The organism is Polynucleobacter sinensis (assembly GCF_001595985.1).
In the GTDB taxonomy this organism is placed as follows: Bacteria; Pseudomonadota; Gammaproteobacteria; order Burkholderiales; family Burkholderiaceae; genus Polynucleobacter; species Polynucleobacter sinensis.
Window position 1 is genome coordinate 1 of record NZ_LOJJ01000016.1, and the last position, 7,052, is coordinate 7,052.

The following is a 7,052-nucleotide window of genomic DNA, read 5'->3' on the forward strand; positions in this document are numbered from 1 at the left end:
GGACACTATTAGATGTTTATTCCATGGGGCAGTTGGCCGAGGAATTGTTCCCTGGTCGGGGCCAAGAACTTTCATTAATGTGGCGCGATCGCCAGATTGAATACACTCGGCTCGTTACGATGAGCGATCCCAACCCCAATGGCAGTAAACACTATCTTCCATTTTGGGATATCACTGTTCTTTCTTTGCGGTATGTTTGCAAAAGAATGGATTTGGATCTCAGTCCCGAAAAAGAGGCGCGTTTACTTGATCAGTATGCAAAGTTAACGACTTATGAAGATAGCCTTAAGGTTCTAAAAGTAATTAAAGAGAGAGATCTTTCTACGGCAATTTTATCTAATGGAAATAAAGGTATGCTCTCAACGGTTGTTCGCAGCAATGGTCTAGAGCCCCATCTGGATAAAGTGGTTACAGTGGAATCGGTTCGTTTGTTCAAAACTGCACCGCAAGCTTATGAATTACTTTTAAAAGAGTTTCCGGTCAAGAAAGAGGAGATTCTATTTGTATCCAGCAATGCTTGGGATGCATTAGCGGCTAGATGGTTTGGCTTTGACGTATTTTGGGTTAATCGCCTCAATCATCCATTCGAAGAGATTGGCGATAGGCCAAATTATGAAGGCAAATCATTGACTGAGGTGCTTGAAGTGCTGTGAATAATATTTTTGTCTCCTGACCTTATGCCGCCTTAGGGCGGTTTTTTTTATTCAATCTTGGAGAACTTTAAATTTTAACTAACAGGTCTTTATTGCTGTGCACGTTGCCCTTATAGCCCCGAGGATCTCTTTGGCCCCTAATTTCTTCCACGGCTTTGTCGAGATCAAATGTTTCTGAGCCTAAGTAATATTTAATAAAGTTTCTAAAGTCCTGAATGTATAGCTCTTGTTCTTCCTTGGAGTTCTCGGTAAGGCTAAATAGTGTGGCGTATGAAATGGGATGGCCATTATTTGTGTTTCCAGGAAATATATGTTCATTAAGGAAATCCATTTCCAATTTTTTTGTGAAATGCGCATGTTTTTTGGCTAAATTAGGATGGAGATCAGTCAGCGTACGATCAAGTATTTCAATGATTTCAGTATTAACTATTCCAAAATTGATTAGGAGCCATAACAATTGATTTAGCATTTCAAAGTTGCTATTTGGCTTAATTGCGTAGCGCGGATCTGGCATATGTATTGGCCCCATCAAGTTTTATTAATTCTTTGTCAGATTGTGGCAGATCTGATTAGAAATGCTATATGAATCTGCAAGATTCCCCTACTTAATTTTATTGAGGGCAAGATAATGCATGGGTAGCACCTTCATTCACGCTTAACTGTTTGATGGAAAAAATCAAGAGCTCTTTCTGTTTGCAAGGTATTTAACGCCAATGGGGCCATACTTTTCGGAGTGTGGCTGTTGAAACACTAGGTGAAATACATCATTTATCCCATAGGTTGATTTGACGCCTTCAATATCTATCTCAATAGACCCTTCAACTACTAGGGCATAAACCTCAAAGTCATGCCTATGTAAATCAAGTCCTTTATTTGGCTCTTGTTCTACAAGGGTGGGGTCTGGAAATTTTTTCTCCTCAAGAAGCTCTAAAAATTCTTGTTTATCCATAAAAGCCTTTCTGTTTTCTATTGCCTTCTGGGCCGCTCCAGTTGATGCCGCATTTATTGCTCAGCTATTGTTCTTTAAGAATATTGCTGTTACCGGTGGTTTATTAGTATTGGCTTCATCAGGCGCTGGTTCAATTAGCATTGATGGCCGCAAGGCAAAAACGGAGTAATTTCTTAAGCGTTACTTAAAGTAACGCTTATAAATCTTCAAAAAAGTACTTTGGAGCAACGAGGTGTTAGATGGTTGTTCCAAAATATCTTTGGTTTTGAAAACCAAAGACCGAGAGGCCACTTCCTTTAAATCCACGAATTTGCTTACACATTTGCTTACACACCGACACTGACCACCCGCAGACCCCCTGTTTATATGGCTCTAACATGGGCTTCTGCTCTCATAGCGAAAGTTGTGCCATATACGTGGAAACTGTATATGGGATGGTGTCAAATTCGGAGAAAGCTAAAGGTAGCCAAAAGCTGCACAAGCTAACGCCGAGCGAAGCTTAGTAGAAATACTTTGAACGTGTAGAGACTAGACGGCACCCATCTAAGTCGAGCAATCGATATGATGAAGGCATAGTCCAGGGAGTTAGGAAACTAACACAAACCGGAATCCTTTGGTCCCAGGTTCAAGTCCTGGTGGGCCCACCAGAAAAGCAAACCCTCATCAGCAATGGTGGGGGTTTTGTCTTTTGAGCGTTACTTTAAGTAATGGTTGTCTTATGAGCCAACCATTTATGTCTATTTTTTACCGTTCAGACAATTTAAGCCATATTAGAGTGTAAATAAGGCACAATATTTTCATATGTGGACATCATTTAATTCCGTCATGGCGCTTAATTAGCTTGCTGTGTAGAGTGTTATTCCTATGCGTAAGATTACTATTGGCATCCTCGTATTTCCGCGCTTTCAACTGCTTGATTTGGCTGGTCCTTGCGATGCCTTTGGAGAGGTTAAGGTTCTGAGCAATGGAGAATCAGAGTATGAAATTTTCACTGTTGGCACAACTAGGGGTCCAGTACAGTCTTCAAGTGGAATTACCTTAACGCCTGATCGCACGATTTTTGATCCATGCCCTCATTTTGACACTTTGATTATCCCTGGAGGTCTTGGAATCTTTAATCTTCTTGAAGATTCTACTGTGATTGATTGGATTGTCAAACAAGGGTATGAGTGCAGAAGAATCAGCGCCATATGCAATGGGGTCTTCGCATTAGGTGCCGCAGGAATGATTAATGGCAAGACAGTCACCACTCACTGGATGGATGTCCCGCGATTAGCCAGTATGTTTAAACGTGCTCTTATCGAGCCAGATCGTATTTTCGTAAAAGATGGCCATATCTATACGACTGCTGGGGTAACTGCTGGTATAGATTTATCGCTCCTTTTTATTGAGGAAGATATTGATAAGAAGATGGCGCTTGATGTAGCCAAATATTTGATTGTGTATTTGCGAAGATCTGGAGGGCAAAGTCAATTTAGCCCATTGCTTGAATCTCAAGCTGCTGAAAATTCCGTAGTCGCATCTGTCCACAGTTATATTCTTGGCAATCCCGAGGCTCGTCATACTTTAGAGTCAATCTCCGAGCATTTAAATATGAGTCCAAGAAATTTAACTCGTATTTTTAAGAAAGAATGCGGCATGACTCCGATGAACTATGTAAATGATGCTCGTATCGATTTTGCACGGCGATATCTTGAGTCAACAGATATGGGATATAAGGATATAGCTCAGCGTTGTGGCTTAGAGAGCGCCGAGGCTCTTCGCAGAATATTTGTCCGAAGGTTGGGCATTACTCCGCTGGAGTATAGAGAGCATTTTCGCTCCTCAAATGAAGATATTGAATCGAATTAAATTGTTAGAGTTAGGTTTGCAATGAAGACTTCCCTAAAACCTGGCATTAAATACGAATACAAGTTCATGGTGACTGATGCGCAAACTGTTCCTGCTATGTATCCAGGTTCCAAAGAAGCAGCAGTGAGGCCTAAAGTTTTTGCCACAGGTTTTTTGGTTGGGTTTTTGGAGTTGGCTTGTGTCAAGGCGATTGCTTCTCATCTAGATTGGCCCGAAGAGCAGGCAGTTGGTACTTTCATTAGCGTCACGCATGAAGCAGCTACTCCTCCCGGTATAGAAGTTACGGCGAAGGTTGAGTTAACTGAGGTGCGTGGCAAGAAGCTCATCTTCTCTGTTGAAGCCTATGATGACGCGGAATTAGTATCCAAAGGGAGTCATGAAAGGATCATCATTAATAAGAGGGAGTTTGAAGAGCGAACATGGGCCAAGCGGAGTTGAGAAGCGATATGAGCTGCTAGATGACGCTGTGTAAGTTCAAACGTATGCAGGGAAGTCAACTCACCAAAGAAAAGGTCAAAAACGGGATGGCACTTTAGCCGGAGTTGCCGCCGTAAGCCATCTTTGGGCGCACACCACGCCCAAAATGGACCCTATTATGGCTCGCATTGACTGTAGTCAAGCATGTTTCAGACCTAGGTTTCTATGATTTATTAAAAGAGTAAAAGAGTAAAAGAGTAAAAGAGTAAAAGAGTAAAAGGAACTCATGGAATTCGAAATACCAGAAACCCTGGCCAATGCGCTACTTGGAATGATCAATGAAGATTCACTGCTTGCTAAGCGGCTGAGCGAGTACGGCCTTTCCCGAGGCAAACGTGTGGTGCCCAGCCACCTTTTCGACGCCACCTCACTTAACACACTTTACGACCTGTGCCGTACGGCCAACGAGCGTGAGCTGATGTTCCAAATGTTGGCGCTGGACAATATCCACGCCGCACCGGCTGCCCGAAAAATCCCCAGCTTGGAGCATCTGATCCCCGGTCTGATCGCTTGGTTGTCGCGTGACATGATCGATGGCTGGCTCTATAAGCTCGGCAAGGATGGTGTGTTGCTGCCCTGGCTGGTCCATTCCATGCGTTATGTGCAGCCTGTCGATAGTGCAGCTTACGTCATCATCGGCCTTCTGGCTAATACCTTGCAGGCTGCAGAACGCGGGCCGGTTACCGATCCGAGGCTAAGGCGTACTGGCATGACCTACAGCATCACCTTTTATGCCGAAGATATTCTGGATTGCACGATTCCCGAATTGATGACGGGTTATGGTTACTTCAAAGAATGTGCGGAATTCAAAAGCGAATACGAGACACACTTAAAGCGTTTTATGCAGATGCAGCCGAAGTTTGGTGCGCAGTTTACTGTTTCTGGCGCTGTCTGGGTGTCCAGCGAAGGGCCTCGTCCACAACTCGAATGCATGCGGCTGCAGGCAGGCACAACGGCCCGCTGCGTCAATGACGAAGAGCTGCTAGAACGCCACTTTGATACGACCGCCGATGCAAGCTTCTGGCGCGGAAGCGGTATCAGCGAGGGTTTTGAACGAATCCCCCAACATTGCTATCTATACCTATTCCACTTGGATTACCACCGCAGCGTATGGGTACATGTGCAAAATGTTGAGTCGTATCGTTACAAACCAGAATTGCGTGACAAGCTGGTTCTGCCGCATGCTCATCGCGAGCTGATTGATATCTTGACAGCTGATCGTAACTTCCTAATGGAGGACATTGTCGAGGGTAAGTCGGGCGGCACAACCATCCTGTGCAAAGGCGCACCTGGCCTAGGCAAGACGTTGACAGCAGAGGTCTATGCCGAGGTCGTCCAGAAACCACTATACCGCGTACATTCTGGTCAACTCGGCGTGACGGCAAGCTCAGTGGAAGCCAACCTTTCGAAAATCCTGCGGCGCGCTGCGCGCTGGGACTCGGTGCTCTTGCTCGACGAGGCCGACGTCTATATTCGCCGCCGCGACAACGATCTGCAGCACAACGCCATCGTGGCTGAGTTCCTGCGTACCCTCGAGTACTTCAACGGCTTACTGTTCATGACTACTAACCGCGTAGCCGACATTGATGACGCTGTCTTGTCGCGCTGCATCGCCATCATCCAGTTTGAGACACCGACACAAGAGCGGGCGAAACAACTATGGAAATCGCTAGCGCAGCAGTTCAACACCGAACTACCCGACGACCTAGTTGAGCGCTTGGTAATAAGCTACGCAGCTGCCAGCGGCCGCGATATCAAGGAGTTACTCAAGCTGACGCTCAAGTTTTGCAAGGGTAGGAATTTCTTGCTTAGCGAGGAAGCCTTTGCTCAGTGTGCGGCTTTCCGCAGCATTGGTAAACCCGTCGAAGATGGCAATGTTTGACACGTCTTTCCTGGGAGATTCGCTGCTGGGCCGGCTCAGTTTTCGATCCGGCACTGTACCCGATAAGCAAGCCTTGCCCGCTGGTCGTCACGACCTGGGTATTGCTAGCGAGCGCGACGCTGTATTGATCGTGCCGGACGGCCTGCAGCCTGGAGTTCCAGTACCTCTGCTGGTGATGTTTCATGGCGCCGGTGGCAGCGCCGACAAGGTGCTGCCATTCGTGATCGACCACGCGTATCAGCATGGCTTTTTGCTTCTTTTGCCGCAGTCTCAGTTTCCGACTTGGGACTTGGTCGTGGGTGGTAACGGCCCAGACCTAGAGCGGCTGGACAAAGCATTACACGAAGTGGCGTCACGTTTTTCTATTAATCCATCCCACTTGGGATTTGCTGGGTTTTCAGACGGAGGCAGCTATGCGCTGTCAGTAGGCGTGACCAATGGCGACGTCGTTAGTCACGTGATCGCATTTTCCGCAGGCTTTATGTCAGTCTTTCAGCAAAATGGTACACCCCGCATCTTCATCGCCCACGGTTTAGAAGACGAGCAGCTGCCCATTGAAACTAGTGCGCGTCCCCACGTAGCCAAACTTAAGGCCATAGGTTATGACGTAACCCCCTTGGAATTCAAAGGCCCACACCGCATCGAGCCGCCAGTGGTTGCGTTGGCAATTGATTTCTTCCTGAAACCGACGGCACAGCCGTAACAAGCGACGCTTAAAGCGGCCACTAGCGGCCGGTAGAGTATTGAAAATCCTTGTGCGGTGGTTCGATTCCGCCCCGGGCCACCAAGAATCACAATAGGCCACTTATTGGGCTATTTTTATTAGAAGTCCTTGATGGTGCTTAGACCTAGTTCCTAGCGAGCTTAGTCAAAATCCACAGTTCTAATCCGTCAATCAGGATGCCCCCACTCTGTTTCTAGACTGGGGCATCTGGTTCATGGCGTGTCCTTTAAAAGGACAAATCAATTAAAGATCCCTGTCTTGGTGAAGTCGTTTAAATTGACGCTCATCTAGAGTCAGTGCTAGCATTGTCGTTTTAAACTACAATAGAAATTCATAATAAAAAGCAGGAGACAAAATGTATAAGTTAATCGCCTTTGATGCCTATGGGACACTATTAGATGTTTATTCCATGGGGCAGTTGGCCGAGGAATTGTTCCCTGGTCGGGGCCAAGAACTTTCATTAATGTGGCGCGATCGCCAGATTGAATACACTCGGCTCGTTACGATGAGCGATCC

Annotated in this window: 8 protein-coding genes and 1 pseudogene; 7 read left to right on the forward strand and 2 right to left on the reverse strand. The window is 46.1% G+C overall.

The annotated features are described in order from the left end of the window. Positions 1-653: haloacid dehalogenase type II (locus AOB49_RS09860; protein ID WP_062310626.1), on the forward strand; the 653-nt coding region annotated here is incomplete at its 5' end. A gap of 67 nt (positions 654-720) precedes the next feature. Here the strand turns inward: AOB49_RS09860 and AOB49_RS09865 are convergent. Both AOB49_RS09865 and AOB49_RS12185 read right to left on the reverse strand, forming a co-directional pair. Then, a complete protein-coding gene (locus AOB49_RS09865; RefSeq protein WP_062309421.1) occupies positions 721-1,167 on the reverse strand; it encodes a hypothetical protein in 447 nt (148 codons plus the stop codon). 162 nt (positions 1,168-1,329) lie between these two features. After that, positions 1,330-1,602: a cupin domain-containing protein gene (locus tag AOB49_RS12185; protein WP_062309418.1), complete on the reverse strand. Its 273-nt coding sequence runs from the start codon at positions 1,600-1,602 to the stop codon at positions 1,330-1,332. Here AOB49_RS12185 and AOB49_RS12400 point away from each other — a divergent pair. The 6 genes and pseudogenes from AOB49_RS12400 to AOB49_RS12325 form a co-directional block, all read left to right on the forward strand. Next, on the forward strand, positions 1,547-1,771 hold the full coding sequence (locus tag AOB49_RS12400; RefSeq protein WP_216634694.1) for a hypothetical protein: 225 nt from the start codon (positions 1,547-1,549) through the stop codon (positions 1,769-1,771). The genes AOB49_RS12185 and AOB49_RS12400 overlap by 56 nt on opposite strands. Before the next feature lie 695 nt (positions 1,772-2,466). Beyond that, on the forward strand, positions 2,467-3,453 hold the full coding sequence (locus AOB49_RS09875; RefSeq protein WP_015421780.1) for a GlxA family transcriptional regulator: 987 nt from the start codon (positions 2,467-2,469) through the stop codon (positions 3,451-3,453). 21 nt (positions 3,454-3,474) lie between these two features. Beyond that, entirely contained in the window at positions 3,475-3,891 is a 417-nt protein-coding gene (locus tag AOB49_RS09880; RefSeq protein ID WP_062310629.1) for a thioesterase family protein, read from the forward strand. A 265-nt stretch (positions 3,892-4,156) separates the two neighbouring features. After that, complete coding sequence (locus tag AOB49_RS09885) at positions 4,157-5,812, forward strand: AAA family ATPase (RefSeq protein ID WP_062310632.1); 1,656 nt, start codon at positions 4,157-4,159, stop codon at positions 5,810-5,812. Next, positions 5,805-6,515 carry an alpha/beta hydrolase gene (locus AOB49_RS09890; protein ID WP_062310635.1) on the forward strand — a complete coding sequence of 237 codons (711 nt, stop codon included), beginning with the start codon at positions 5,805-5,807 and terminating at the stop codon, positions 6,513-6,515. The genes AOB49_RS09885 and AOB49_RS09890 overlap by 8 nt, the downstream gene beginning before the upstream one ends. Positions 6,516-6,891: 376 nt before the next feature. Then, positions 6,892-7,052: pseudogene (locus AOB49_RS12325) on the forward strand (haloacid dehalogenase); the annotation flags it as partial.

Excerpts from the sequence above, each read along its gene's own strand:
- AOB49_RS09865 (WP_062309421.1), bottom strand. The coding sequence starts at position 1,167 with ATGCCAGATCCGCGCTACGCAATTAAGCCAAATAGCAACTTTGAAATG.
- AOB49_RS12185 (WP_062309418.1), bottom strand. The coding sequence starts at position 1,602 with ATGGATAAACAAGAATTTTTAGAGCTTCTTGAGGAGAAAAAATTTCCA.
- AOB49_RS09875 (WP_015421780.1), top strand. The coding sequence starts at position 2,467 with ATGCGTAAGATTACTATTGGCATCCTCGTATTTCCGCGCTTTCAACTG.
- AOB49_RS09880 (WP_062310629.1), top strand. The coding sequence starts at position 3,475 with ATGAAGACTTCCCTAAAACCTGGCATTAAATACGAATACAAGTTCATG.
- AOB49_RS09885 (WP_062310632.1), top strand. The coding sequence starts at position 4,157 with ATGGAATTCGAAATACCAGAAACCCTGGCCAATGCGCTACTTGGAATG.
- AOB49_RS09890 (WP_062310635.1), top strand. The coding sequence starts at position 5,805 with ATGTTTGACACGTCTTTCCTGGGAGATTCGCTGCTGGGCCGGCTCAGT.